This window comes from Nocardioides cavernae (genome assembly GCF_016907475.1).
In the GTDB taxonomy this organism is placed as follows: domain Bacteria; phylum Actinomycetota; class Actinomycetes; order Propionibacteriales; family Nocardioidaceae; genus Nocardioides; species Nocardioides cavernae.
Map to the genome: position 1 here is coordinate 3,205,529 of NZ_JAFBCA010000001.1, position 24,700 is coordinate 3,230,228.

Annotated in this window: 24 protein-coding genes; 12 read left to right on the forward strand and 12 right to left on the reverse strand. The window is 72.5% G+C overall.

All coding sequences use genetic code 11. From position 1 onward, the window contains the following. Positions 1-126: 126 nt before the first annotated feature. The 5 genes from JOD65_RS15100 (at position 127) to JOD65_RS15120 (ending at position 6,072) form a co-directional block, all read left to right on the forward strand. The gene (locus JOD65_RS15100; protein ID WP_191195742.1) at positions 127-432 is read left to right on the forward strand and encodes a GIY-YIG nuclease family protein; all 306 of its coding nucleotides are present in this window, start codon (positions 127-129) and stop codon (positions 430-432) included. Positions 433-544: 112 nt separating this feature from the next. Next, on the forward strand, positions 545-3,052 hold the full coding sequence (locus JOD65_RS15105; RefSeq protein WP_191195743.1) for a DNA gyrase/topoisomerase IV subunit A: 2,508 nt from the start codon (positions 545-547) through the stop codon (positions 3,050-3,052). A 4-nt stretch (positions 3,053-3,056) separates the two neighbouring features. Then, complete coding sequence (locus JOD65_RS15110) at positions 3,057-3,791, forward strand: LppX_LprAFG lipoprotein (RefSeq protein WP_191195744.1); 735 nt, start codon at positions 3,057-3,059, stop codon at positions 3,789-3,791. Then, positions 3,788-5,557, forward strand: coding sequence for an MFS transporter (locus JOD65_RS15115; RefSeq protein ID WP_307821201.1), 1,770 nt, complete (start codon positions 3,788-3,790; stop codon positions 5,555-5,557). The genes JOD65_RS15110 and JOD65_RS15115 overlap by 4 nt, the downstream gene beginning before the upstream one ends. A gap of 20 nt (positions 5,558-5,577) precedes the next feature. Next, on the forward strand, positions 5,578-6,072 hold the full coding sequence (locus JOD65_RS15120) for a beta-class carbonic anhydrase (RefSeq protein ID WP_204811214.1): 495 nt from the start codon (positions 5,578-5,580) through the stop codon (positions 6,070-6,072). 6 nt (positions 6,073-6,078) lie between these two features. Here the strand turns inward: JOD65_RS15120 and JOD65_RS15125 are convergent, their stop codons facing one another. Both JOD65_RS15125 and JOD65_RS15130 read right to left on the reverse strand, forming a co-directional pair. After that, the gene (locus JOD65_RS15125; RefSeq protein ID WP_191195745.1) at positions 6,079-6,258 is read right to left on the reverse strand and encodes a hypothetical protein; all 180 of its coding nucleotides are present in this window, start codon (positions 6,256-6,258) and stop codon (positions 6,079-6,081) included. 67 nt (positions 6,259-6,325) lie between these two features. Continuing rightward, complete coding sequence (locus tag JOD65_RS15130) at positions 6,326-8,398, reverse strand: DNA gyrase/topoisomerase IV subunit B (RefSeq protein WP_307821202.1); 2,073 nt, start codon at positions 8,396-8,398, stop codon at positions 6,326-6,328. A 256-nt stretch (positions 8,399-8,654) separates the two neighbouring features. On the opposite strand from JOD65_RS15130, the gene JOD65_RS15135 reads away from it, so the two are divergent. From JOD65_RS15135 to JOD65_RS15145, 3 genes are all read left to right on the forward strand, one after another. Continuing rightward, positions 8,655-8,876: a DUF7455 domain-containing protein gene (locus JOD65_RS15135; RefSeq protein ID WP_191195747.1), complete on the forward strand. Its 222-nt coding sequence runs from the start codon at positions 8,655-8,657 to the stop codon at positions 8,874-8,876. Positions 8,877-8,995: 119 nt separating this feature from the next. Beyond that, positions 8,996-9,472 (forward strand): DUF456 domain-containing protein, encoded by a 477-nt coding sequence (locus JOD65_RS15140; RefSeq protein WP_191195748.1) that lies wholly within the window; start codon positions 8,996-8,998, stop codon positions 9,470-9,472. Positions 9,473-9,482: 10 nt separating this feature from the next. Continuing rightward, entirely contained in the window at positions 9,483-10,310 is an 828-nt protein-coding gene (locus JOD65_RS15145; RefSeq protein WP_191195749.1) for a DMT family transporter, read from the forward strand. 13 nt (positions 10,311-10,323) lie between these two features. On the opposite strand, the gene JOD65_RS15150 is transcribed toward JOD65_RS15145, so the two are convergent. Next, positions 10,324-10,866: a hypothetical protein gene (locus tag JOD65_RS15150; RefSeq protein ID WP_191195750.1), complete on the reverse strand. Its 543-nt coding sequence runs from the start codon at positions 10,864-10,866 to the stop codon at positions 10,324-10,326. Positions 10,867-10,948: 82 nt separating this feature from the next. Here JOD65_RS15150 and JOD65_RS15155 point away from each other — a divergent pair, with 82 nt between their 5' ends. After that, a complete protein-coding gene (locus tag JOD65_RS15155) occupies positions 10,949-12,085 on the forward strand; it encodes a CapA family protein (RefSeq protein WP_191195751.1) in 1,137 nt (378 codons plus the stop codon). Positions 12,086-12,092: 7 nt separating this feature from the next. Here the strand turns inward: JOD65_RS15155 and JOD65_RS15160 are convergent, their stop codons facing one another. The 4 genes from JOD65_RS15160 to JOD65_RS15175 all read right to left on the reverse strand — a co-directional run bounded on the left by JOD65_RS15160 (position 12,093) and on the right by JOD65_RS15175 (position 16,266). Then, entirely contained in the window at positions 12,093-13,475 is a 1,383-nt protein-coding gene (locus JOD65_RS15160) for a M28 family metallopeptidase (protein WP_224747750.1), read from the reverse strand. 92 nt (positions 13,476-13,567) lie between these two features. Then, complete coding sequence (locus JOD65_RS15165; RefSeq protein WP_372440116.1) at positions 13,568-15,076, reverse strand: RNA polymerase sigma factor; 1,509 nt, start codon at positions 15,074-15,076, stop codon at positions 13,568-13,570. 148 nt (positions 15,077-15,224) lie between these two features. Continuing rightward, entirely contained in the window at positions 15,225-15,791 is a 567-nt protein-coding gene (locus JOD65_RS15170) for an HhH-GPD-type base excision DNA repair protein (protein WP_191195752.1), read from the reverse strand. 73 nt (positions 15,792-15,864) lie between these two features. Further along, the gene (locus tag JOD65_RS15175; protein WP_191195753.1) at positions 15,865-16,266 is read right to left on the reverse strand and encodes a universal stress protein; all 402 of its coding nucleotides are present in this window, start codon (positions 16,264-16,266) and stop codon (positions 15,865-15,867) included. 124 nt (positions 16,267-16,390) lie between these two features. On the opposite strand from JOD65_RS15175, the gene JOD65_RS15180 reads away from it, so the two are divergent. After that, a complete protein-coding gene (locus JOD65_RS15180; protein ID WP_191195754.1) occupies positions 16,391-16,846 on the forward strand; it encodes a hypothetical protein in 456 nt (151 codons plus the stop codon). 29 nt (positions 16,847-16,875) lie between these two features. On the opposite strand, the gene JOD65_RS15185 is transcribed toward JOD65_RS15180, so the two are convergent. Together JOD65_RS15185 and JOD65_RS15190 are read right to left on the reverse strand one after the other, a co-directional pair. After that, the gene (locus JOD65_RS15185; protein ID WP_191195755.1) at positions 16,876-18,339 is read right to left on the reverse strand and encodes a glutamate-cysteine ligase family protein; all 1,464 of its coding nucleotides are present in this window, start codon (positions 18,337-18,339) and stop codon (positions 16,876-16,878) included. 53 nt (positions 18,340-18,392) lie between these two features. Next, the gene (locus JOD65_RS15190) at positions 18,393-19,385 is read right to left on the reverse strand and encodes a DUF4192 domain-containing protein (RefSeq protein WP_191195756.1); all 993 of its coding nucleotides are present in this window, start codon (positions 19,383-19,385) and stop codon (positions 18,393-18,395) included. Between the two features lie 191 nt (positions 19,386-19,576). Between JOD65_RS15190 and JOD65_RS15195 the strand changes: the two genes are divergently transcribed. Beyond that, a complete protein-coding gene (locus tag JOD65_RS15195) occupies positions 19,577-20,878 on the forward strand; it encodes a DNA polymerase IV (RefSeq protein ID WP_191195757.1) in 1,302 nt (433 codons plus the stop codon). A 9-nt stretch (positions 20,879-20,887) separates the two neighbouring features. Here the strand turns inward: JOD65_RS15195 and JOD65_RS15200 are convergent, their stop codons facing one another. The 3 genes from JOD65_RS15200 to JOD65_RS15210 form a co-directional block, all read right to left on the reverse strand. Beyond that, a complete protein-coding gene (locus tag JOD65_RS15200) occupies positions 20,888-21,751 on the reverse strand; it encodes a 5-oxoprolinase subunit C family protein (RefSeq protein WP_307821204.1) in 864 nt (287 codons plus the stop codon). Next, positions 21,748-22,350, reverse strand: a complete 603-nt coding sequence (locus JOD65_RS15205) for a 5-oxoprolinase subunit B family protein (protein WP_204811218.1) — start codon at positions 22,348-22,350, stop codon at positions 21,748-21,750. Before JOD65_RS15205 ends, JOD65_RS15200 begins: the two co-directional genes overlap by 4 nt. Positions 22,351-22,737: 387 nt before the next feature. Then, positions 22,738-23,439 (reverse strand): 5-oxoprolinase subunit PxpA, encoded by a 702-nt coding sequence (locus tag JOD65_RS15210; RefSeq protein WP_191196225.1) that lies wholly within the window; start codon positions 23,437-23,439, stop codon positions 22,738-22,740. A gap of 202 nt (positions 23,440-23,641) precedes the next feature. Between JOD65_RS15210 and JOD65_RS15215 the strand changes: the two genes are divergently transcribed. After that, positions 23,642-24,604 (forward strand): sigma-70 family RNA polymerase sigma factor, encoded by a 963-nt coding sequence (locus tag JOD65_RS15215; protein ID WP_191195759.1) that lies wholly within the window; start codon positions 23,642-23,644, stop codon positions 24,602-24,604. The last annotated feature ends 96 nt before the right edge of the window (positions 24,605-24,700 follow it).

A 24,700-nucleotide genomic window follows, 5' to 3' on the forward strand; every position in this document is an offset into this window, starting at 1 on the left:
CGGCCCCCGACCCTCCCTCGCTGGTCGAGTAGCCGAGCGAGGAACGAGCGAGGCGTATCGAGACCCCTGTCCACAGATGCGGCCGGAGGCCTGTCGTCCGTCACCGCCAGGTTCGACGCTGGACCCATGACTGCCTACGTCTACATGCTGCGGTGTTCCGACGGCTCGTTGTACGTCGGCAGCACCCGTGACCTGGCCACTCGCCTGCACCAGCACCAGATCGGTCTGGGGGCCAACTACACGCGCGAGCGGCTTCCTGTCGAGCTCGTCTGGCACGAGGAGTACGAGAACGTCGGCCTGGCGTTCTCACGCGAGAAGCAGGTCCAGAACTGGGGACGGGCCAAACGTCTCGCATTGATCGACCGCGACTACGAGTCGCTGCCCGTGCTCGCCAAAAAGGACTTCGGTCGCCCAGGACAGCCGTCCGGGTGAGGTCCGGGTCTCGATACGCCCGCTCGCTGGCGCTCGCGGGCTACTCGACCACCGAGGGGTTCTCGGCGTGCCCCCGTCCTTCCGCGCCACGGCAGCGGGGAGAATGGCGGCCATGGCACGACGTACGAAGCAGGAGCCCCTCCCGGACGACTTCGAGGAGCACATCCTCGACACCGACATCCGCGACGAGATGCAGACGTCGTTCCTCGAGTACGCCTACTCGGTCATCTACTCGCGGGCGCTGCCCGACGCACGCGACGGGCTCAAGCCGGTACAGCGGCGCATCCTCTACACGATGGACGAGATGTCCCTGCGGCCCGACCGCGGGCACGTCAAGAGCGCCCGCGTCGTCGGTGAGGTCATGGGCCGGCTGCACCCGCACGGCGACGGCGCGATCTACGACGCGCTGGTCCGCATGGCGCAGCCCTGGTCGATGCGGCTGCGCACGGTCGACGGCCACGGCAACTTCGGCTCGCCCGACGACTCCCCCGCCGCCATGCGCTACACCGAGTGCCGGATGGCGCCCGCCGCGGTGGCGATGACCGCCTCGATCGACGAGGACACGGTCGACTTCAAGCCCAACTACGACTCGCGCGAGATGGAGCCCGTCGTCCTGCCGGCGGCCATCCCCCACCTGCTGGTCAACGGGTCGGCCGGCATCGCGGTCGGCATGGCCACCAACATCGCTCCGCACAACCTCGTCGAGGTCGTCCAGGCACTCAAGCACCTCATCACCCACCCCAAGGCGTCGCTCGACGACCTCATGCGCTTCATCCCCGGCCCGGACCTGCCCACCGGCGGCAAGATCGTCGGCCTCGACGGGATCCGCGACGCCTACGAGACCGGCCGCGGCACCTTCAAGATGCGTGCCACCGCCCGGATCGAGTCGGTGACCGCGCGCCGCAAGGGCATCGTCGTCACGGAGCTCCCCTACGGCGTCGGCACCGAGCGGGTCATGGAGCAGATCAAGAAGCTGGTGCTGTCCAAGAAGCTGCAGGGCATCGCCGACATCAAGGACCTCAGCGACCGCGAGCACGGCCTGCGCCTGGTGATCGAGATCAAGAACGGATTCGTCCCCGAGGCGATCCTCGAGCAGCTCTACCGCCAGACCGCGCTCGAGGACTCCTTCGGGATCAACGCCGTCGCCCTCGTCGACGGTCAGCCGCGCACGCTGGGCATCAAGGAGATGCTCGAGGTCTTCCTCGGCCACCGCTTCGACGTCGTACGCCGTCGCTCGACGTTCCGCCGCGCCAAGGCCGCAGACCGGCTGCACCTCGTCGACGGCCTGCTGATCGCGATCCTCGACATCGACGAGGTCATCCAGGTGATCCGCGGCTCCGACAACGCCGCCGCCGCCAAGGAACGCCTGATCTCGGTGTTCGACCTCACCGAGGTGCAGGCCGACTACATCCTCGACATGCCCCTGCGGCGCCTCACCAGGTTCAGCAAGCTGGAGCTCGAGAAGGAGAAGAGCGAGCTCGAGCGCACCATCGAGCAGCTCGACGCGATCCTGGCCGACGAGAAGCTGCTGCGGAAGGTCGTCTCCGACGAGCTCACCGACGTCGCCAAGGAGCACGGCACCCCGCGGCGTACGGTCCTGCTCGGCGCCGCGCCGGCCGTGACTGCGGCCTCGGCGGTCGAGGTCAGCGACGACCCCTGCTTCGTCCTGCTGTCCTCCACCGGCCTCCTCGCCCGCACCCGGGACGCCGACGCCCCCGGACGCGGCGGCGACCGGGCCAACCACGACGTGACGGTCTCCGCGGTCCTGACCTCCAGGCGCGGCGAGGTCGGCCTGCTGACCAACCGCGGCCGGCTGGTCCGGCTGCCGGTCATCGACATCGGCGCCGAGCTGCCGTCGACCGCCAACGACCCCCACGTCGCCGGCGGCGTCCCGCTCAGCGAGCTCGTCGCCCTCGAGGCGGGCGAGCGGCCGCTGGCGCTCACCTCGCTGCGCACCGACGGCCCCGGCCTCGCGCTGGGCACGCGCGACGGCGTGGTCAAGCGGGTCAACCCGGAGGTGCTCAACCGCGACGAGTGGGAGGTCATCGGCCTCAAGGACGGCGACGAGGTCATCGGTGCCGTCGAGCTCGCGACCGGCGAGGAGGAGCTGTGCTTCATCTCCACCGACGCGCAGCTGCTCCACTTCTCCGCCTCCGGCGTGCGTCCGCAGGGCCGCTCGGGCGGCGGCATGGCCGGCATCAAGCTCGGCGCGGGCCAGCGGGCCGCCTTCTTCGGCGCCTTCGACCCCGCCGACGCGGTCGTCGTGACGGCGTCCGGCTCCTCCACGGCCCTGCCCGGCACCGAGGCCGGCGCGGTCAAGGTGACGCCGTTCACCGAGTACCCCGGCAAGGGGCGCGCCACGGGCGGCGTCCGCAGCCACCGCTTCCTCAAGGGCGAGGACACCCTCGTCACCGCCTGGGCCGGCCCCGGTCCGGCCCGCGCGGCAGCGTCGAGCGGTGCGCCCATCGACCTGCCCGAGGCCAACGGCCGACGCGACGGCTCGGGCGTGCCTGCCCCGCAGCCCATCGCGGCAGTGGCCTCGCCGGTCGCGGCGCAGGTCGCGACCCGCGCGGCGTCGGGCGCGGACGCCGGTGACGCAGCCGCCCCTGTGGAAGGCTGAGGCCATGCTCGCCCGCGCCCGCACGTCCGGACGGCTCACCACCACGGTCGCCGCCCTCGTCCTCGCCCTGCCCGTCCTTTCTGCCTGCTCGGGCGACGACGGTGGCAGCGGAGGAGGCGGCGGAGACGAGGGCCCCACACCCGAGGAGGTGCTGGCCGAGGCGGCCACGACCCTCACCGAGACGAGCGGCGTCGACCTCACCCTGTCCACCCCGTCGCTGCCCGACGGTGTCTCCGGCATCACCAAGGCGACCGGCACGATCACCCAGGCGCCGGCCTTCGACGGCTCGATCACCGTGGTGTTCGCCGGCCAGACCGTCGACGTACCCGTCATCGCCGTCGACGACACCGTCTACGCCCAGCTCCCCTTCACCCCGGGCTGGAACAAGGTCAACCCCAAGGAGTACGGCGCCCCCGACCCCTCGAACCTCGTCGGCGAGAACGGCTTCGCCGGCCTGCTCGAGCAGACCGAGTCGCCGAAGGCCGGTGAGAGCGTGCGCGGCGGCGCCGACAACACCGAGATCCTCACCACCTACACCGGCACGGTGCCCGGGACGGCGATGGAGTCGATCATCCCGTCGTCCTCGGGCGACTCCTTCGACGTGGAGTGGCAGATCACCGACGACGGCGAGCTGCGCGAGGCCACGCTGACGGGCGTCTTCTACCCCCGTGCCGAGCCGATGACCTACACCGTCGACTTCGCCGACTACGGCACCGAGAAGGACATCACCGCACCGTGAGCACCGCCGCGGGCGAGGCAGTGGTCTCGCGCAGCTCGCGGCTGCTCCTCGCCATGGCAGCCGTCGCCGTGGCGTTCGCGGCGGCCGACACCTACGTCGTCGTGCTCGCCCTGCCCGACATGATGACCGGCGTCGGCGTGCCGATCGACCAGCTGCAGCGCGCGGCGCCGATCGTCAGCGGCTTCCTGCTCGGCTACGTCGCGATGCTCCCGCTGATCGGCCGGATCGCCGACCTGCGCGGACGGGTGCCAGTGCTGGTGATGGCGCTCGTGCTGTTCGCGCTGGGCTCCCTCATCACCACGGTGGCCTACGACATGCCGAGCATCGTGGCGGGCCGGTTCCTCCAGGGTGTCGGCGGCGGCGGCCTGGTGCCGGCGACCCTCGCGCTGGTGGCCGACCTCTACCCCGTCGAACGCCGCGGCGTCCCGCTGGGCGTGGTCTCGGCCGTGCAGGAGATCGGCTCCGTCCTGGGTCCGCTCTTCGGCGCCGCCGTCCTCGCCGTCGCCGACTGGCGGGCCATCTTCGCGATCAACCTCGCCGTCGGGCTCGTGCTCGCCGCCGCCATCCGTGCGCTGGCCCCGCAGCGGAGACCCGCCGACGCCCGTCTCCGGCCCGACCTCGTCGGGCTCCTCCTGCTGCTTCTCACCTTCGCGTGCGCGGCCGTCGTCTTCCTGCGCCCCGCCCCGCTGATGCGCGACCTGACGTGGGGACGGCTCTTCGTCCCGTTCGCCGGGGACGGCCGCTGGCTGACCCCGATCGGCATGGCGACCGTCGTCACGCTCGTCCTGCTGCTCGCGTGGTGCTGGTTCGCGCCGCGCCCCCTGCTCGACCTGCGCGGCTGGATCCGCGTGCTCGTCGACGCCGACCTGGTCGGCGCCCTGCTGCTCGCCGCCGCGCTCGGCGGGGTGATCCTCGCGTTCGCGACCGCCGACCCGAAGATCGAGGTCTTCTCGCCCCAGGGCCGGTGGTACCTCCTCGGCGCCCTCGTGGCGGCGGCCGCGTTCACCTGGCACGTACGCCGTGCCGCGCGCCCGCTGGTGCCGCGCGGCGCGCTGCGTCGTACGCCGGCGTGGGGGGCGTTGCTGGTCAGCTTCTTCGTCGGTGCCGCGCTGATCGCGGCGCTGATCGACATCCCGCTGTTCGCCCGCACCACCGTCTACCCCGACGACCAGCTGCCCGCGGCGCTGGTGCTGGTCCGGTTCCTGCTCGCGCTGCCGGTGGGCGCCGTGGTCGGGGGCTACCTCATCCGCTTCCTCTCCCCCGGCCTCGTCACGGCGTTCGGCATGCTGCTCGCCGCGACCGGCTTCGTGCTGATGACCCGCTGGGGGCTCACGACGATCGAGGAGCCGATCGCCAACCTCGCCCTGATCACGGGTGGGCTGGGCTTCGGGCTGGCGCTCGCGCCCGTCAACGCGGCCCTGCTCGCGTCCACCGACGACGACGTCCACGGCGTGGCGAGCGCCTTCGTCGTGGTCGCCCGCATGGTGGGCATGCTGATCGGCATCTCGGCCCTCACCACGATCGGGCTGCGGCGCTACTACTCCGAGCAGCTCGCCGTGCCGCCGGTGCAGGAGGTCTGCGACGGCAAGAGCCGGTGCAAGGAGTTCTCCGACCTGCTGCGGGTCGCGGGCATCGCCCAGGAGCACGCGGTCTTCTGGGGGGCCGCCGGGTGCGCCGTGGTGGCGGCCGTCCTCGCGCTCGTGCTGTTCCGGCAGGTGCGCCCGACCCGGCTCGCGGCGCGGGACGTCTTCACCGGCGGCGCCTGAGGGGCGCTAACCTGCCGGTCGTGAGCGACTTCGACGATCTCCTGCAGGCCAACCGCGCCTTCGCGGACACGTTCGACCTCGGCGGCTTCGACGGCAAGGCCCATGCCGGCATCGCCCTGGTCACCTGCATGGACTCACGCATCGACCCGCTGGGCATGCTCGGGCTCAAGCACGGCGACGCCAAGATCTTCCGCAACCCGGGCGCGCGCGTGACCCCGCAGGCGCTCGAGGCCCTCGTGCTCGGCGTGCACCTGCTCAACGTCCAGCGCATCCTCGTCGTCCCGCACACCCGCTGCGCGATGGCCTCGTCGTCGGAGCAGGAGCTCCGGGTCAAGATCGGCGAGTCGGCGGGCGTCGACGCCAGCTGGGCGTCGTTCGGCGTCGTCACCGACCAGCTCGACCAGCTCCGGCAGGACGTCGCCAAGGTGCGCACGCACCCGCTCATCGGCGAGCGCGCCAAGGTCGGCGGCTTCCTGTACGACGTCGACTCGGGATTGCTCACCGAGCACGTGTGACGTACGTCAGGCGCGTCCGCCGGGGGTCTCTGAAGCGTCGCCGTCGCGGGTCCAGACCCGGCCGTAGCGGTCGGCGTCCCTGATCCCGTGGTAGACCGCCAGCCGGATGACCCAGTAGAGACCGTAGACCGCTGCTGCGCCGACGGCCACGAGCACGAACAGCCCTGTGGCTCCCCCGGTGTCCATGCGCACCAGCCTATCGGGCCAGCTGCGCGTCACACATGCGTCTCGGCGTTGCGCTCAGACGTCGGAATCAGGCGTCCAGGGTCTCCACGTCGACCTCGTAGGCACCCTGCACGATGAACTCCTTGCGGGGGGCCACGTCGGAGCCCATCAGCAGGTCGAAGACCTTGCTCGCCTCGTCGACGTCGTCGATGGTGAGCTTGCGGAGCGTGCGGTGGCGAGGGTCCATGGTGGTCTCGGCCAGCTGGTCGGCGTCCATCTCGCCGAGGCCCTTGTAGCGCTGGACCGGGTCCTTCCAGCGCACGTTCTTCTTCTTCAGCTCGGCGAGCTTTCGCTGCAGCTCGTCGTCGGAGTACGTGTAGATGTACTTGTCCATCCCCTTCTTGGGGTTGGACAGCTCGATGCGGTGCAGCGGCGGCACCGCCGAGAAGAGCCGGCCGTCACGGACGAGCTCGGGCATGTACTTGAAGAACAGCGTCGCGAGCAGGCAGCGGATGTGGGCGCCGTCGGAGTCGGCGTCGGCCATCAGGATGATCCGGCCGTAGCGGGCCGCCTCGAGGTCGAACGTCCGGCCGGAGCCGGCGCCGACGACCTGGATGATCGAGGCGCACTCGGCGTTCTTGAGCATGTCGCCGACGGTGGCCTTCTGGACGTTGAGGATCTTGCCGCGGATCGGCAGCAGCGCCTGGAACTCGCTGCTCCGCGCCGCCTTCGCGGTGCCCATGGCCGAGTCGCCCTCGACGATGAACAGCTCGGTGCGCTCGGTGTCGGTGCTGCGGCAGTCGAAGAGCTTGGCCGGCAGCGCCGAGGACTCCAGCGCGTTCTTCCGTCGCTGGTTCTCCTTGTGCTGGCGTGCTGCGAGCCGGGTCTTCGACGCGCCCGCGACCTTCTCCATCAGCAGCTTGGCCTGCGCCTTCTCGGCCCTCTTGGTGGAGGTGAGGAACGACTTGAGCTCGGCGGCCACGACCTTGCGCACCACGCTCCGCGCGGCCGGCGTGCCGAGGATCTCCTTGGTCTGGCCCTCGAACTGCGGCTCCGCGAGCCGCACGGTCACCACCGCGGTGAGGCCCTCCTGCACGTCGTCCTTGATGACGTCGGTGTCGGCGGCCTTGAGCACCTTGGCGGCGCGCATCGAGTCGTTGAACGTCTTGGTCAGCGCGGCCTCGAACCCGCTGACGTGGGTGCCGCCCTTGGGAGTCGCGATCACGTTGACGAACGAGCGCAGCTCGGTGTCGTACGCCGTGTCCCACCGCACCGCGACGTCGACGGTCAGCTCGCGCTCGACCTCCTGGGGCGTCATGTGCCCCTTGTCGTCGAGCAGCGGGACCGTCTCGGTGAAGGTGTCGGTGCCCTGCAGGCGCAGGATGTCGGTCACCGGCTCACCGTGGGACAGGAACTCCACGAACTCCGCGATGCCGCCGTCGTGGCGGAACTTCTCCTCCAGCATCTCCGAGGAGCGCTGGTCGCGGATGACGAGCTCGAGGCCCGGGACGATGTACGACGTCTGGCGGGCGCGGCCGACCAGGCCCTCCATCTCGAAGCGGGCGTCCTTGGTGAAGATCTGCCGGTCCGGCCAGAAACGGACCCGGGTGCCGGTCCTGCCCTTCGCCACCCGCTTGCCCTTGCGGGTCAGGCCGGACTGCGGGGTGAACTTCGCGCCGGGCCCGTCGCCGTCGAAGACGCCGGGCACACCGCGCTGGAAGGACAGGCCCTGCTGCGAGGGCGACCGGTCGACGTCGATGTCCATCCGGGCGGACAGGGCGTTGACCACGGACAGGCCGACTCCGTGCAGGCCGCCGGTGGCGACGTAGGACCCGCCGCCGAACTTGCCGCCGGCGTGCAGCTTGGTCGCGACGACCTCGACGCCCGACAGGCCCGTCTTGGGCTCCTTGTCGGTCGGGATGCCGCGGCCGTCGTCGTACACCTCGACCGATCCGTCGTCGTGCAGCGTGATCTCGACGGAGTGCGCGACGCCCGCCAGGGCCTCGTCCACGCCGTTGTCGATGATCTCCCACAGGCAGTGCATCAGGCCGCGCGTGTCGGTCGAGCCGATGTACATGCCCGGTCGCTTGCGGACCGCGTCGAGCCCCTCGAGGACGAGGAGGTGTGCGGCGTTGTACGTGTTGTCTGCCGGTGCTGCCACAAGGGAAGAACCTACCCGCGACACGCCGGACGCCGACGGAGGCACGCCTGCCCCCGGCCGCGCATGGTCCGGACTAGCGTGGGGCACCGGACAGGTATCGCTTCCGCAACGGCTCGTCCACGGTTGAGGACAACGCCAGCGGGGAGGAGTGTGACGTGATTGACTTGAAGAGTTCTCGTACCTGAAACGACAGCAGGGAATCTTTGCCCCACTGGCTACGTTGGGCCAGACACCGATGAACAGAAATGAGGCTGACGTGACCACTGCCACCGCACCCACCCAGGCCGTCCTCACGGCCGGTGACCGCTGCGACCGCTGCGGCGCCCAGGCCTACCTCCGTGTGGAGCTCCAGACCGGCGGCGAGCTGCTCTTCTGCGCTCACCACGCCCGCGAGCACGGCGAGAAGCTCCGCGAGGTCGCTGCGGCCGTCCACGACGAGACCCACAAGCTGGACCCCTCCGCGGGCAGCGAGGCCTGAGCCACACCGACCGCACCCACCTACTTCCAGAACGGCCCCGGACACGCTCTCCGGGGCCGTTCTGCGTCCCCACCCGTCCCTGTCCGTCCGCGCGTACGACGTCTGGGAGGCTGTGCCCCGTGAGCCCCACCGAGATCCTCATCTCCATCGCGATCGCCGTCGGCATCGCGGGCATCATCGTCCCCGTCCTGCCCGGGACGATCCTGGTGCTCGGCGCGATCTTCGTGTGGACCCTCGAGGTCGGTACGACGACGGCCTGGGCGGTGTTCGCCGTCAGCGCGCTGCTCCTCGTCGGCGGATCGGTCGTGAAGTACCTCGTGCCGGGCCGGCAGCTCAAGACCGCCGGAGTGCCCAACCGCACGCTGCTCGTCGGCGCGCTGCTCGGCTTCATCGGGTTCTTCGTGATCCCCGTCATCGGCATGTTCATCGGGTTCGTCCTCGGCGTCTACGTCGCCGAGCGGGCGCGGGTCGGCGGCGCCCTGGCCTGGCCCTCGACGAAGGGCGCGCTGCGCGCCGTGGGCGTCTCGATCCTCATCGAGCTCGTGGCGGCCTCCCTCGCGGCGATCGTGTGGGTCGCCGGCGTCGTGGCAACCTGAGGTCGCCGCCGTGGCCGTCCTGCTCTCGCTCGCGGCAGCCGTCGCCTACGGGCTCTCGGACTTCGTCGGCGGCCTCGCCGCGCGTCGTACGTCGGCGTGGCCGGTCGCCTTCGTCGGGTCCACCGTGGCCTTCGTGGGTGCGGTCGGCCTCGCCCTGCTCACCGAGGGCTCACCCACCCGCGCTGACCTCGGGTGGGGCGCCCTCGCCGGGGTCGGCAGCGGCGTGGGCGGCGCGTTCCTCTACCGGGGCCTGGCGGCCGGGCGGATGGGTGTCGTCGCGCCGATCTCGGCGGTCGGTGCCGCGGTCCTGCCGGTGTGCGTCGGCATCGCCGCGGGCGAGCGTCCGGACCTGTTCGTGTGGGCCGGCATCGCCGCTGCCGTCCCGGGCATCTGGCTGGTGAGCCGGGAGCCCGGCGGCTCGGGCGACCTCGCGGCGGGGATCCTCGACGGTGTCCTCGCCGGCGTGGGCTTCGGGCTGCTGTTCGCCGCGATGGGGCAGGTGCCCGAAGCGGCGGGATTCGCACCGCTGGCGGTCGCCCAGGGGGTGGGCGCGGTCGCGGTCGCCCTCACGGCAGCCGTGCTGGGTGCGCGCTGGGTCCCCGACCACCCCTCGCAGGCGTGGGGTGCGGTCGCGGGCGTGCTGTCCACCGCGGCGGCCGCCGCGTTCCTCCTCGCCACCCAGACCGGTCTGCTGACGATCGCGTCCGTGGTGACGTCGCTCTACCCGGCCGTGACCATCGCCCTCGCGGCACTGGTCCTGCGCGAGCGCGTCCACGCCCCACAGGCGCTGGGGCTGGCGCTCTGCGGCCTGGCAGTGGGACTGGTCGCGGCCGCTTGACGGCACGCGTCGGTCAGGCGCCGAGCCCCGACCCGATCGGCAGGGTCCACCGCTGGCGCTTGGGCGCCCAGTCGACGACCGGGGTGGACCCGTCCGCCTGGTCGACCATTTTCACCGAGACGCGCACCGACGGCACCCGGTCGAAGCACTCACGGCTGACGACGGCGCGGAACACGTCCCGCCCCCACTTGGGCCGGGCCGAGTAGTCGCACCGGACCCGGTCGTCGCTACCGCGCCACCCGTCGGCCTCGGTCAGCACGTAGTCGGTCCCGTCGCCGAGGCCGCTGCTCAGGACGTACTCCGGTCCCTTGGTGTCGCGGTCGGTGTCGAAGAAGACGGAGACACCGGCGGCGCTGGTCCGCATCAGCTCGTTGAAGCGCACCTTGACGAGCACGTTGTCGGCGCCGTGGTTGGCCTCGAACCCGTAGATGTCGGTCAACGACCCCTTGGCGTCGGCCGGGTCGTCGATGCTGTAGAACTCCGCGTGCGCCGGCGCGGCGGTGAGGGCGGTGAGCGCGAGCGCGGGGACGACCACGAGCGAGATCCGAGTTCTCATGACATGAGTGTGTCACCGTCCGCCCCCCGTGTGCCCACCCACTTCGGGTGGTGTGGCGGGTGCGCGGTGGCACCATGACGCCATGACCGGGGCCGTCGGCAGGGGCGTACGCCGCTGCGGCGCGGTGCTCGCACTGGTCGTGGGCGGCGCGGCCGCGGGCTGCAGCCCGACTGCGGAGCCGTCGTCCCCGGAGTCGTCCCGTGCCCCGGCAGCCTCGACGACCGAGACGCCGTCCCCGACCACCGCGGCTCCCACCCCCCGTGAGCCCCGCCCGGCTCCGGTTGAGATCGCCGTCGCCGGAGACGTGCACTTCGAGGGGGCGCTGGCGCCGCGTCTGCTTCGCCCGGCGTCCGCGTTGACGCCGGCCACCACTGCGCTGGCGGCCGCCGACGTGGCGATCGTCAACCTCGAGACGTCCGTCGGCTCGGGCGGGCGCCCCGAGCCGGGGAAGCGGTTCGTCTTCTCCGCCGGCACGGCTGCTTTCGAGGCGCTGGCCGCAGCGGGGATCGACGTCGCGAGCATGGCCAACAACCACGCCCTCGACTTCGGTCGGGCCCGGCTCCCGTCGACACTGCGGGCCGCGGCCGCGGCGCAGCCTGCGCTGGCCGTCGTCGGGATCGGTGTCGACGAGGACGAGGCCGTGGCCCCGGCCGTCACCGACGTGGACGGCACCCGCGTGGCGACGATCGCCGCCTCGGCCGCGGACCAGGACCCCACGGCCGACCCCACCGGTGCGTGGGCGGCAGGTCCGGACACGCCCGGTGTCGCCGATGCCAACGATCCGAGGCGCCTGCTGCGGGAGGTACGACGCGCTGACGCCGAGGCGGACGTGGTCGTCACCTACCTGCACTGGGGCGTCCAGGGCGAGCGCTGCCCGTCTGCCGACCAGCGCGCGCTGGCCCGTCGGCTGGTCGGTGCCGGCGCCGACCTCGTGGTGGGCAGCCACGCCCACGAGCTGCAGGGCGACGGACGCCTAGGACCGGGCTACGTCGCCTACGGGCTGGGCAACTTCGCGTGGTACTCCCCCGGTCCCACCGGCGTCCTCACGCTGACGGTCCAGCCGCCGCGGGAGCCGGCAGGGCGGGCGCGGGTCACCGCGTCCCGCTGGTGGCCGGCGACGATCGGCGCGGACGGGCTCGCCGCACCGGACTACGGAGCCCGAGCAGCGGCGTCCCGGGACCGCCGCAAGGCGCTGCGCGGGTGTGCCGGGCTGGGGTGAACGCCCTTCAGCGCGGGGCCAGCCACGCGGCGACGATCCGGCCGACCCGCTCGAGCTGGGCCGGCGACACGACGGCCGGCACGTCGCCCGCCGAGTGGTAGCCGGCGTACGGCGTCGAGCCCAGGCGCGCCCCCGGCAGCCCGGCGCGGACGAAGGACCAGTGGTCGCTGCTGCGCTGCCCGTCCTCGGCGACGGTGGCGGCCCCGGCGCGCCGGGCCGCCGCCAGCAGCTCCCGCTGCACGGGGTCGGTGTCGCCGGCGGACCCGACCGGCACGCGCTGCCCCACGCCGACGCGGTCGAGCGAGACCATGCCGCGGACGGCATTGCGCACCAGGGGCGTCAGCTTCGCGACATAGCGCCGCGAGCCGTAGTGGTGGTCGTCGTCGGACGGTCCGCGCGGCTCCTCGGCCCCGAACGCGACGAACACGACCGGCAGGCGCGTACGCCGAACGGCGACCGCCTCCGCGACGGCGAGCAGCACACCGACACCCGACGCGTTGTCCTCGGCCCCAGGTGCCTGGGGCACCGTGTCGAGGTGCGCCCCGACGACGAGGTGGGGAGCGCTCGGGTCGAAGTCGGCGGGGGTCGCCACCACGTTGGTGGAGCGACCGGCGGGCACGGCGACGCCCCACGACTCCCCCGCAGGTACGTCGACGCGCTGGCGCTCGACGTAGTACCCGAACCGGGTCAGCTCGCCGGCCACCCAGCGGGCGGCACGGTCGTACGCCGCGCTGGTCGCCTCGCGCGGACCGATCCTGCCGGCCAGGCGGCGCACGGCGCCGACCGCGGTCGCGGGGTCGAGGTCATCGGCTGCGAGCGGCTCGTCCACCACGGGCGACGAGTCGGCCGTCGGTGACTCGCCCGCGCCGTCCGACTCGTCGGTGGCCGGGGTCGGGCCGCCCGGGGACACCGCGCCCAGGCCGTCCACGCCGCTCTGGGGTGCCTCACGCAGCGCGGTGGCCGCCCGGTCGACCAGACCGGGGTCGACCTCGGTGACCAGCGAGCGCCAGTAGAGCAGGGTGCCGTCGCGGACGAGCCCGACGCCGCTCATCTCCTCCATCGACGTCACGGCCACCCCGTCCTCGACCGCGCAGGTGTCGTCCGCCAGCCGGTAGGGCTCCAGCGTCGTGCAGAGGTCGGCTGCGGGGTCCGCGACCTGCACCAGCCCGACCCCGCCGGCGTACGACGTCTCGACGCGGTCGGCCCACACCTGGCTCGCCTCGGGAGCATCGCCGTCGAGGGTCGGCGCGAAGAGCGGGAAGTCCACGCGTGGCACCCCGGCGGTGCGGTCCGCCCCCTGGTCGGGACCGTCACCGGACGGGCCGGTGCACGCCGTCAGGAGGAGCGCGGCGACCGCACCGACGGACGCGGTGCGGCGCTGGGCGGGCATGCGCTCACCGTAGCCGGGGCGTCCCGGGCGAAATGGCGAGCAGCGCCGCCCCGGAGGGCGACGCTGCTCGTGATGCGTGGAGAGGGTCGGGCTCAGTCGAGGTAGTCGCGCAGGACCTGCGACCGGCTCGGGTGGCGCAGCTTCGACATCGTCTTGGACTCGATCTGACGGATCCGCTCGCGGGTCACGCCGTAGACCTTGCCGATCTCGTCGAGGGTCTTCGGCTGGCCGTCGGTGAGGCCGAAACGCATCGAGACCACGCCGGCCTCGCGCTCGGAGAGCGTGTCGAGCACGGCGTGCAGCTGCTCCTGGAGCAGCGTGAACGAGACCGCGTCGGCCGGGACGATGGCCTCGGAGTCCTCGATCAGGTCGCCGAACTCGGAGTCGCCGTCCTCACCGAGCGGCGTGTGCAGCGAGATCGGCTCGCGGCCGTACTTCTGGACCTCGATGACCTTCTCCGGGGTCATGTCGAGCTCCTTGGCCAGCTCCTCCGGCGTGGGCTCGCGGCCCAGGTCCTGGAGCATCTGACGCTGGACGCGCGCGAGCTTGTTGATGACCTCGACCATGTGCACCGGGATGCGGATGGTGCGGGCCTGGTCGGCCATCGCCCGGGTGATCGCCTGGCGGATCCACCACGTGGCGTAGGTCGAGAACTTGTAGCCCTTGGTGTAGTCGAACTTCTCGACCGCACGGATCAGGCCGAGGTTGCCCTCCTGGATCAGGTCGAGGAAGAGCATCCCGCGACCGGTGTAGCGCTTGGCCAGCGAGACGACGAGTCGCAGGTTGGCCTCGAGCAGGTGGTTCTTCGCCCGTCGACCGTCCTCGGCGATCCACTCGTACTCCTCGAGCATCTTCGGGCTGATCCGGCCACCCTTGGCGAGCTTCTCCTCGGAGAACAGGCCGGCCTCGATCCGCTTGGCGAGCTCGACCTCCATCTCGGCGTTGAGGAGGGGCACCTTGCCGATCTGCTTGAGGTAGTCCTTCACCGGGTCGGCGGTGGCGCCGGCCACCATGACCTGCTGCTCGGGCTCGTCGGTCTCGTCGGCCGCGGAGACGGTGAAGGCCTGCTTCTCGTCCTCCTTGATCGTCGGGTCCTTGGCGACGTCCTTCTCGAACTCGGCGTCGGGGATGTCCGGGAGGACCTTCTTGCCGTCGGGACCGACGACGGGCGCCTCGACGGTGCCGAGGTCGACGACCTCGTCGGCCGCGGCCTTTTTGGCAGCGGTCTTCTTCGCCGGCGCCGCCGTCTTGGCGGCGGTCTTGGCGGCGGCCTTGGGGTCGGCCGCGGCGCTCGCCTTCTTGGCAGGAGCCTTCTTGGCCGGGGCCTTCTTGGCGGCGGACGAGGTCGCGGTCCGCTTGCTGGTCGCGGCGACCGCACGCATGCCCGAAGCATCGATCTGGACCGAGATCCCGAGGCCGCTGAGGTGCACCAGCAAGGCCTTCAGGTGCCGGGGCTCGACCCCGGCCTCGTCACTGGCGCGCCGTACGTCCTCGGGGGACACGGTGCCGGTGGCAGCGGCACCGGCGACCAGGGCGGCGATGGAGGGGTGCGTGAGCACCTCTGCGGGGAGCAACTTGCGTGCGTGTGAGGACACGAACACCTCTCGTCGAGCAACTTCGGGGCGCGGCGAGGCCCGGTGACGTCAAGAGCCGCGTCGTCATTCTGCCACGGCCTTCCAGACGGCTCGACATCCGGCCGGGGTCCGCGCGTGTCACGCACCCTGCTCGCCGTCGTCTGCACGCCGTCGTTCAGTCGGTGGCCCTCGCGGCAGCCTTCTTCGCCTTCTTGAAGTCGCGCACCTTCTGCAGCGACTCCGCGTCCACCACGTCGGCGACCGAGCGGTGGCCCTCGAGGGCGTAGTCGCCCACCACGGCCTCCCAGCCGTCGGGACGTACGTCGAGCTGCTTGGCGAGGAGTGCGACGAAGATCTGCGCCTTCTGCTTGCCGAAGCCCGGGAGCGCCATGACGCGCTTGAGCAGGTCCTTGCCGTCGGCCGCCTCGGTCCACAGCCGGGAGGCGTCACCGTCGTAGGTCTCCTCGACGATGCGCGCCAGCTCCTGCAGGCGGGCCGCCATCGAGCCGGGGAAGCGGTGGATGGCCGGCGGGGTGGACGCCATCGCCGCGAACTCCTCGGGGTCGGCAGCAGCGATCGCGTCGGGCTCGACCGTGCCGAAGCGGTCCAGGACCTTCGCCGGCCCGCGGAAGGCGTGCTCCATGGGGTACTGCTGGTCGAGCATCATGCCCACGAGCAGCGCGAACGCGGAGTCGTCGAGAACCTTGTCGGCGGCGGGGTCGCCGGTGATCTGGAAGCCCATGGGGTCATCCTGCCCGACGTACGCCCGCCGCGGGCGCTTGCTCAGCGCGACGTCTGGCCGGGGGCTGGCGCGACTACTGCGCCTTCACCGCCAGGACCGGGCAGGGGGCGTCGAGGAGCACGCGCTGGGCGTTGCTGCCGAGGATGAGCTTGCCGACGGGCGAGCGTCGTCGCAGGCCGATGACGAGCAGCTCGGCACCGTTGGCCTCGGCGATGCTGATCAGGTCCTCGGCGGGCTCGAAGCCGCGGACGAGCTGGCGGACGTCGTGCTCGACGCCGGCCTCCTCGAGCCGCTTCTGGATGGCGGCCATGTCGTCCTCGGCGGCCCGCGCGGCGGATCCGTCGTACTCCTGACCACCCCGGTGGGAGTTCACCACGACCAGCTTGCTCCCGCGCAGCTTGGCCTCGTTGATACCGGCAGCAAGGGCCGCCTCACCCTCCGGCTTGGGGACGTATCCGACGACGACGGTGCCCATGGTGTCTCCTCTCGGGGCCACGACGCGTCGCCGCGGGCCTGTTGGCACCGTAACGGAAACGACTGGCCTTCGGCAGCCTGTGGAGGGGTGGGTCGGACGCTCGGCGCTGGGGCAGTCTTGACCGGTGGCCCCACCGCTCGCGCAGCAGCCGGCGCTCCAGGCACCCGTCGACCGGCACACCCATGCCGTCCTGCGGGCGGCCACCCTCGCGCTGGTCGAGGACGAGGACCGGCGCCTCTTCCCGGTGACCCTCCACGCGGGGGCACCGGGGCGGTGTGCACGCCACGTCGAGGACCCGCCGCTGCCCGACGCGGGCCTGCGTGCCGACGTCGTCCTCGCGCTCCTGCGCGCTGCGGCCTCGCTCACCCCGCGCCGGGTGCTGTGGCTGACCCGGCCGGGCGAGCTCAGCCCGCACGACGACGACCTGCGCTGGCTCGGACCGGCGGCCTGGGCCGCCCAGGCGCTGGGGATGCCGGTCGGACTGGTCGTCGTGACCCGCCGGGGGTGGTTCGACCCCGTCAGCGACGTACGCCGGGAGTGGCGCCGGCTGCGACCACGTCCCCTGTCGGCGCGCGGCTGATCCGGGGGCGGACGAGACCGGGCGGAGTGTCAGTCCCAGGTGTGGACGGGCTCGTTGCTGTGCATGCGCTCGGTGTAGTCGAGCAGCGTCGCCCGCAGGGCGTCGTAGCGGTCCACTCCCCCGCGCTCGCGGACGCGGTCGACGAACCACCCGGCGCCGCTGGCCTCGGTCTGGCAGCGCTGCTCGATGATGCCGAGGTAGCGGTCGCTCTCCTCCGAGGGGACGCCCCACGAGTCGAGCCCCGCGCGGGCCATGGGGAGCAGGCGCCGCAGCACCAGCTCGGTGGCTCGGACCTGGCCGAGGCCCGGCCAGTAGACCTGGGCGTCGACGCCCATCTGGGCGGCGACGTGGAAGTTCTCCTCGGCGGCGGAGAACGACATCTGCGACCACAGCGGGCGCTCGCTCTCCACGAGGTAGCGGACCAGGCCGAACCAGAGCGCCGCGTTGGCGATGGTGTCGGCGATGGTCGGGCCGGCGGCCAGCAGGCGGTTCTCCACGCGCAGGTGCGGCATGCCCTGGGAGATGTCGTAGACCGGACGGTTCCAGCGGTAGATGGTGCCGTTGTGGAGCTTGAGCTCGTGGAGGGCCGGGGTGCCGCCGGACTCGAGCACCTCGAGCGGGTCCTCGTCGTCGGTGACGGGCAGCAGGGCCGGGAAGTAGCGGACGTTCTCCTCGAAGAGGTCGAACACCGAGGTGATCCACCGCTCGCCGAACCACACCCGTGGCCGGACGCCCTGGGCCTTGAGCTCCTCGCTGCGGGTGTCGGTCGCCTGCTCGAACAGCGGGATGCGGGTCTCGCGCCACAGCTCCTTGCCGAGCAGGTAGGGCGAGTTCGCCGACACCGCCAGCTGCACGCCGGCGATCGCCTGGGCGGCGTTCCAGTGGGCGGCGAACTGGTCGGGCGAGGTCTGCACGTGGAACTGCGTGCTGGTGCAGGCGGCCTCCGGGACGATCGAGTCCGACGTCGTGGTGAGCCGTTCCTTGCCCGAGATGCTGATGGTGATGTCCTCCCCGCGCGCGGCGAGGATCTGCTCGGACAGCAGCTTGTAGCGCGGGTTGGAGCTGAGCGAGGAGACGTTCATGTGGCCCTCGGCCAACGTCGGGAGGATCCCGATCATGACCTGGTGGGCGCCGACCTTGGAGCCCTTCTCCTCGGCGTCGTTGAGCGAGCGGCGCAGGCTGTCCTCGAACTTCGAGAGGCCGCCCTCGCGGAGCTTGGCCGGCGCGACGTTGATCTCGATGTTGAACTGGCCGAGCTCGGTCTGGAAGTCCGGGTCGGCGATGGCTTCGAGGACCTCGGCGTTCTTCAGGGCCGGGTCGCCCGCGTCGTCGATGAGGTTGAGCTCCATCTCGAGGCCCGTCATCGGGTCGTCGGTCTCGAAGGCCGCCTCACGCAGCATCCGCGCGAACACATCGAGGTTGCGCCGCACCTTCTCGCGGTGGCGCGTCCGGTCGGCCCGGCTGAACTCCTGCTGATCGACCTCTTCGCCCATGACGGCACCCTAGTCACGCGCTCCCCTGCCGGAAACCGTCCGCAGGGCTGGTCTCACGCCGCCGGGTCCCCGCTCGCCCCGACCTCGGGCTGCAGCGTCGCCCACGTGTCCGGCGGGGTCGCCGACTCGAGCAGCTGCGCGACAAGGCCGGCCAGCGAGTGGGTGGGCTCGCTCTCCCGGCACCGGTCGACGGCACACCACGCCAGGGCGCCGTCACCGGCGAGCCACGCCGCGAAGGCCAGGACGGCGGCGGGACCGGCCACGTGGGTGGCCGGAAGGCGACGCACCGCGTCGGACCAGAGCTCGACGGCTGGCCGCGCGTCGGCCCGCCCGAGCCACGCCCACGCCTCGTCGCGTCGCTCCCCCGTGCGGACGCTGGCGGCGACGGACGCCAGCTCGGTCGAGGAGAGGGTGGTGCCGGCGCGGACGTGGCGGCGGACCAGCGCCGTGAGCCCGCCAGGTGGGAGCGGCGCCGCGTCCACGAGGTGGGGCAGGCTGCGGGCGACCGCTCCGGCGTCCGGCGCGACGGTCTCCCGCAACGCCTCCCGGCTGGCGTGGGTGACCCTCCCCTCGAAGACGGCCTGTGCGGTGAACGGGTGGTCGGCGCGGGTGAACGGGACACCGCGGTAGGCGGCCAGGGGCGCCCCCGGCAGCACGGCGTACCAGTGGTCGTCGTGGACGCGCAGCACCTCGCGCACGCCGATGCCCGCGGCGGTGAACTCCTCGTGGACCGACCAGGCGGCCTCGTCGGCGACCGTCGTCTCGTCGTCGTAGACCACCACGACCACGTCGCGCACGCCGTTGCGCCGCGCGGGCCGGAGAAGCGCCTCCACCACGTCGTCGACGTCGTCGGGGTCGTGGGGCAGGTCGACGCGCGCGTGCATGCCGCCGCCGAGGGCGCCGACGCTCACCACGACGACGGACCGCTGAGGGACGAAGCCCATGGCGAGCGGCACGAAGGCGGCGATGTCGCCCGGGGTGCGGACCCGCATCGTGGTGGGCCGTGAAGCGGACGGGGGGACGGGGGCGAGGTCGTGGGGTTCCATGCCGGTGACGTTGCCCGGGAGCACCGACCTCCCACGCCCCGCGGTCGGGCTGCCTGTGGACAGGCAGGGATCCGGCACTCCTGTGGACGGTTCGTGGCGCGCGACAGGACCCCGGGGGCAACGCCGGCCGGCGTGAGGATGCGGGAGGATGGTCGCGTGACGACGCTGTCCTCCCCCGGCCTCACCGGCTGATGCGCAGCACCGCGTCGATCCTGCACCTGGACCTGGACGCCTTCTTCGCCGCCGTCGAGCAGCGCGACAAGCCGTCGCTGCGCGGCAAGCCCGTCATCGTCGGCGGCACCGGTGGCCGGGGCGTGGTGTCCACCGCGTCGTACGAGGCCCGCGAGTTCGGCGTCGGCTCGGCGATGTCGGGCCGCGAGGCGCGGGCCCGCTGTCCGCACGCGGCGTTCCTGAGCGGCCGGTTCCACGCCTACCGCGACACGAGCAAGCGGGTCATGCAGGTGCTGCGGGAGCTGTCGCCGCTGGTCGAGCCGCTCTCGCTCGACGAGGCGTTCGTCGACCTCGCCGCAGCCGATCTCCCGGACCTCGAGGTGGCGACCGTGACCGCGGCGGGAGCCGAGCTCCGGCGCCGCGTGCAGGAGGTCACCGGCGGTCTGACCGCGACCGTCGGCATCGCGTCGTCGAAGTTCCTCGCCAAGGTCGCGAGCGAGCTCGACAAGCCGGACGGGATGACCGTCGTCGCTCCCGGCACCGAGCTCGACCTGCTCCGGCCGATGAAGGTCAAGGTCATCCCGGGCGTGGGCCCGGCGACCGCCGAACGGCTCCGTCGGGCCGGCATCCACACCGTCGCCGACCTCGAGGCCGTCGCCGAGGGCGAGCTGGTGCGGCTGCTCGGCCAGGCACAGGGCCACGGGCTCTGGCAGCTGGCCCGGGCGCAGGACTCCCGACCGGTCGTCTCCGAGCGGGAGGCCAAGTCGATCAGCGTCGAGGGCACCTACGACTCCGACCTCACCGACCGCAAGCTGATGGAGGGGCTGCTGAGCCGGCAGGCCCGCGAGGTGGGCACCCGGATGCGCAAGAACGGCTTCTCCGGGCGGACCGTCACCATCAAGGTCCGGCTCTACGACTTCACCACCCTCAACAGGTCGAGCACCCTCACCAGCCCCACCGACGACGGCGCGACCATCGCCCGGATCGCCCGCTCGCTGCTCGCCGACCTCGACACCACCGGCGGCGTGCGCCTCCTCGGTGTCGGCGTCTCCGGCCTCGCCGACTGGGTGCAGGAGGACCTCTTCGGCGAGACGGCCGAGGACGAGGAGGCCGAGGTGGTGCTCCCCGAGCCGCCGCGCCGCACCTGGCCGCCGGGCGCGGACGTCGTGCACGACGAGATGGGCGCGGGCTGGGTGTGGGGCTCCGGCTCGGGGGTGGTGACCGTGCGGTTCGAGACCGCCGACACCCCGCCGGGACCGGTGCGGAGCTTCCGGATCGACGACCCGGCCCTGCACCGCTGGGAGCCCCCGGCCGAGGAGTGACGCCGGGCGTCACACCAGCCGCAGCAGCACCTCGTCGCCGGGTCGTAGCTGGGCGCAGAGGTCCAGGTCGTCGTCCTCGACCACGGCGACGACCGGGTAGCCGCCCGTCGTCGGGTGGTCGGCCAGGAACACCACGGGCTGCCCCGACGGCGGCAGCTGGACGGCACCGAGCACGATGCCCTCGCTCGCGAGCTCGCCGCTGCGTCGCTCCAGCCGCGGACCGGTGAGCCGCAGCCCGATCCGGTCGCTGTCGGGCGCGACGGCGTACGACGCCCCGTCGAGCCTCGACCAGCCCGTCCGGTCGAGCCAGTCGGCGCGTGGCCCGCGACGCAGGCGCAGCACCGGCTCGCGGGGTCGTACGACGACCGCCGGCGGCGGCTCGGGCAGCTGGCCCGTCGGCCCGAGGACCAGCAGGTCGCCCGCTGCGAGCCGGGGTGGCCCCACCCATGCGAGCGTGTCGGTCGAGCGCGACCCCAGCACCGGCGCGACGGCGATCCCGCCGGCGAGGGCGACGTAGGACCGCACCCCGGTCACTGCCGGCCCGACGCTCACCAGGGCTCCCGCGGGCACCGTGGCCGGCGCACCGTGGGCGACGGCACGTCCGTCGACCCGGACGGCGCAGGTCGCCCCCGTCACCGCCAGCGTCACCGCGCGGTGCGGCCGCAGCACGACGCCGCCGACGGTCGTCTCGATCACGGCGTCGTCCGGTCCGCCGCCCACGAGGCGGCGGGCCAGGGCCGCCGCGCCCCGGTCCAGTGCTCCTGCCCGGGGCACGCCGAGGTGGGCCCACCCCTGCCGGCCGCGGTCCTGCAGCGTCGAGAGCGGGCCCGCGTCGACCACCTCGACGGCGCCCAAGGGGCCGTCGGCGGTCACTGCCGCGCCTCGAACCGCACCCGGGTGCCCGGGGCCAGGAGCGCCGGCTCGGCGCGGTCGACGTCCCACAGGTCGGCGTCGGTGGTGCCGATCAGCAGCCACCCGCCGGGTGAGGCGGTCGGGTAGACGCCGCACCAGGTGTCGGCGAGCCCGACGGATCCCGGCGCCACCCGGGCTCGTGGCGACTCCAGCCGGGGCACCGCGCGCTCGACGGGCAGTCCGGTGAGGTAGGCGAAGCCGGGGGCGAACCCGCAGAACGTCGAGGTGAACTCCAGCGACGTGTGGAGGTCGACGACCTCTTCCGTCGTGCATCCCCAGTGGTCGGCCACCCGGGCGAGGTCGGGACCGGAGTAGCGGACCGCGACGCGCACGAGCGGGCCGGGTGGTGCTGCGTGCTGTGCCGCCCACCGCGGGAGCAGCTCGCGGACCGCCGCGGGGTCGACGCCGTCGAGCAGCACGGTCCGTGCCGCCGGCACGACCTCCTCGGCCGGCAGGCCGGCCGCGCGCACCCACGTGGCGAGCGAGGCCGCCGCGACGGCGTCGTCGACCTCGACGAGGCAGGCGCGCGTCCCGACGTCGACGACCATCACGTCGGTCATTGTTCACCCGAGCGTTCACCTGCAGGGAGTTGCCGCGGACGCCGGTCCTTTGGCAGCCTCGTGGGCGCACACAGGTGAGGGGCTCCCGATGGTATGAGCATCAGGAGCCCCTCGATGTGATCGGGATGGTGACGTCCGATCCACCGAACCGGTCTCCGGCCCCCACAGTCCCCGCCACCGGGCCTGCGCGGCGAGCAAGTCGCCGTGTGGAGCTGTTCGTCCGATCCGATCCCCGACCCCGCCGAAGCGGTTCCGGTAGGAGAGTTCTACGTCGTCGGGACGCCGCCCCGCAAGGGGTCTGGAACACAAACCCGCGGTCCCACAGGGTTCCCCACAGAAGTCGTCCGCTGCTCCACAGGCAGGGCGCGGCCCTCCACAGCCGCGGGCTCAGGTTGTGGAGGACCAGCAGGTGACGACGACCAGCCCGGCGGCCTCGAGCGCGCGTCGTACGGCAGCCGCCGTCCGCACCGCCCCCGGGGAGTCGCCGTGCACGCACACCGAGTCGACCGACGCGGCCAGCTCGACCGCCCGCGCCGCCACCTGCTCGGGGTCCGTCACCAGGGCGCCCGCCTGGTCGCGCGGCAGCAGCCGGCCGTCGGTGCCGTACCCACGGTCGGGGAACCCCTCGAGCCGCGACGCGCGACCACGCGCGTGCGCCATCGACAGCAGCACCGAGCCGGGCATCCCCATCACCGGCAGCTCACCCGAGCCGTCCAGCACGGCCGCGGCCTGGCCCTCGTCGCGGGCGACCCGGTGGTAGAGCGCGCCGTGCGGTTTCAGGTACGCCACCTCCCCACCCTCGGCGGCGGCGATGGCCGACAGGACGCCGACCTGCTCGGCCACCTGCTCACGCAGGACCTCTGCCGGCACGTCGAGCTCCACCCGACCGAAGCGGGCGCGGTCGTCGTACGACACCTGCGCGCCGAGCGTCACCCCGCGCCGTACGGCGCCGGTGCAGACGGCCTGCATGGTGGCCGGTGTCCCGGCATGGAAGCCGCAGGCCACGTTGGCGCTCGTCACCACGGCGAGCAGGCCCGCGTCGTCGGTGACCTCCTCCCCCAGATCGGCATTGAGGTCGACCCGACCCAGGTCCCCGGCGGTGCGCATGGGCCCAGTCTCCCCGGGGAACCCCTGAGAAGTCCCTGAGAGTTGGTCGATCGTGCAACTCCGGTGGGTACTGGCTCGTCAAGGCAGGTGAAGGCACCACATCCGAGGCGGGAATCTCGCGGCGGACACAGGCGTTGGATCAGATGTGCGACACGGGGTGGTCGCACGAGAGCAGGAGGACGACATGAGCACCGCACAGGCCAAGCGCACCACCACCACTCGTGAGATCGAGGGCCGCGACAGCGTCGGCCTCTACCTCGACGAGATCGCTCGCACCCCGCTCCTCGACGCCGAGACCGAGGTCGAGCTGTCCAAGACCATCGAGGCCGGGCTGCTGGCCCAGCACCTCCTCGACACCGGCCGCGTCGGCCGCCGCAAGGGCGGCGCGCCGATGAGCGCCAACGAGGCCGAGCTCGAGTGGCTCGCCGAGCAGGGCCAGCTCGCCATCGACCGGTTCATCGAGGCCAACCTGCGCCTGGTGGTCTCCATCGCACGCAAGTACGGCCGCTCGCAGATGCCGATGCTCGACCTGATCCAGGAGGGCAACACCGGCCTGATCCGCGCGGTCGAGAAGTTCGACTACACCAAGGGCTACAAGTTCTCGACCTACGCCACCTGGTGGGTCCGCCAGGCCATCACGCGCGGCATCGCGCAGCAGGCCCGTGTCGTACGCCTTCCGGTGCACGTCGTCGAGGAGCTCAACCAGGTCGGCAGCGCTCGGCGCACGCTCGAGCGCCAGCTCGGCCGCGACCCGGAGCCGCAGGAGATCGCCACCGAGCTCGGGATGGACATCGACCGGGTCCTCGACCTGATGAGCTGGGGCCGTGACCACGTCTCGCTGGACACGCCCGTGGACGAGGACGGCGACACGTCGCTGGGTGACCTGATGGCGCAGGAGACCGCGCCCGGCCCGGACCTCAACGTCCTCGACGCCGAGGCCCGCCAGCGGCTCGACGACCTGGTCGGGATCCTCGACGAGCGCTCCGCCGACATCGTCCGCGCCCGCTACGGCCTCGCGGACGGTCGCCAGCACAAGCTCGCCGACATCGGTGCCCGCCACGGCATCTCCGCCGAGCGGGTCCGCCAGCTCGAGCGGGAGGCGCTGCAAAAGCTCCGTCGCGCCGGGGACCCGGACCTCGCGGCCTGAGGGCACGCACCTGGCTGCGTTCTCGTCGCTCGACGGCCCGCTCCGCTCAAAGGCCGCCTTCGCTCCTCCGCCTTGCCAGGCACGCACCCTCAGACC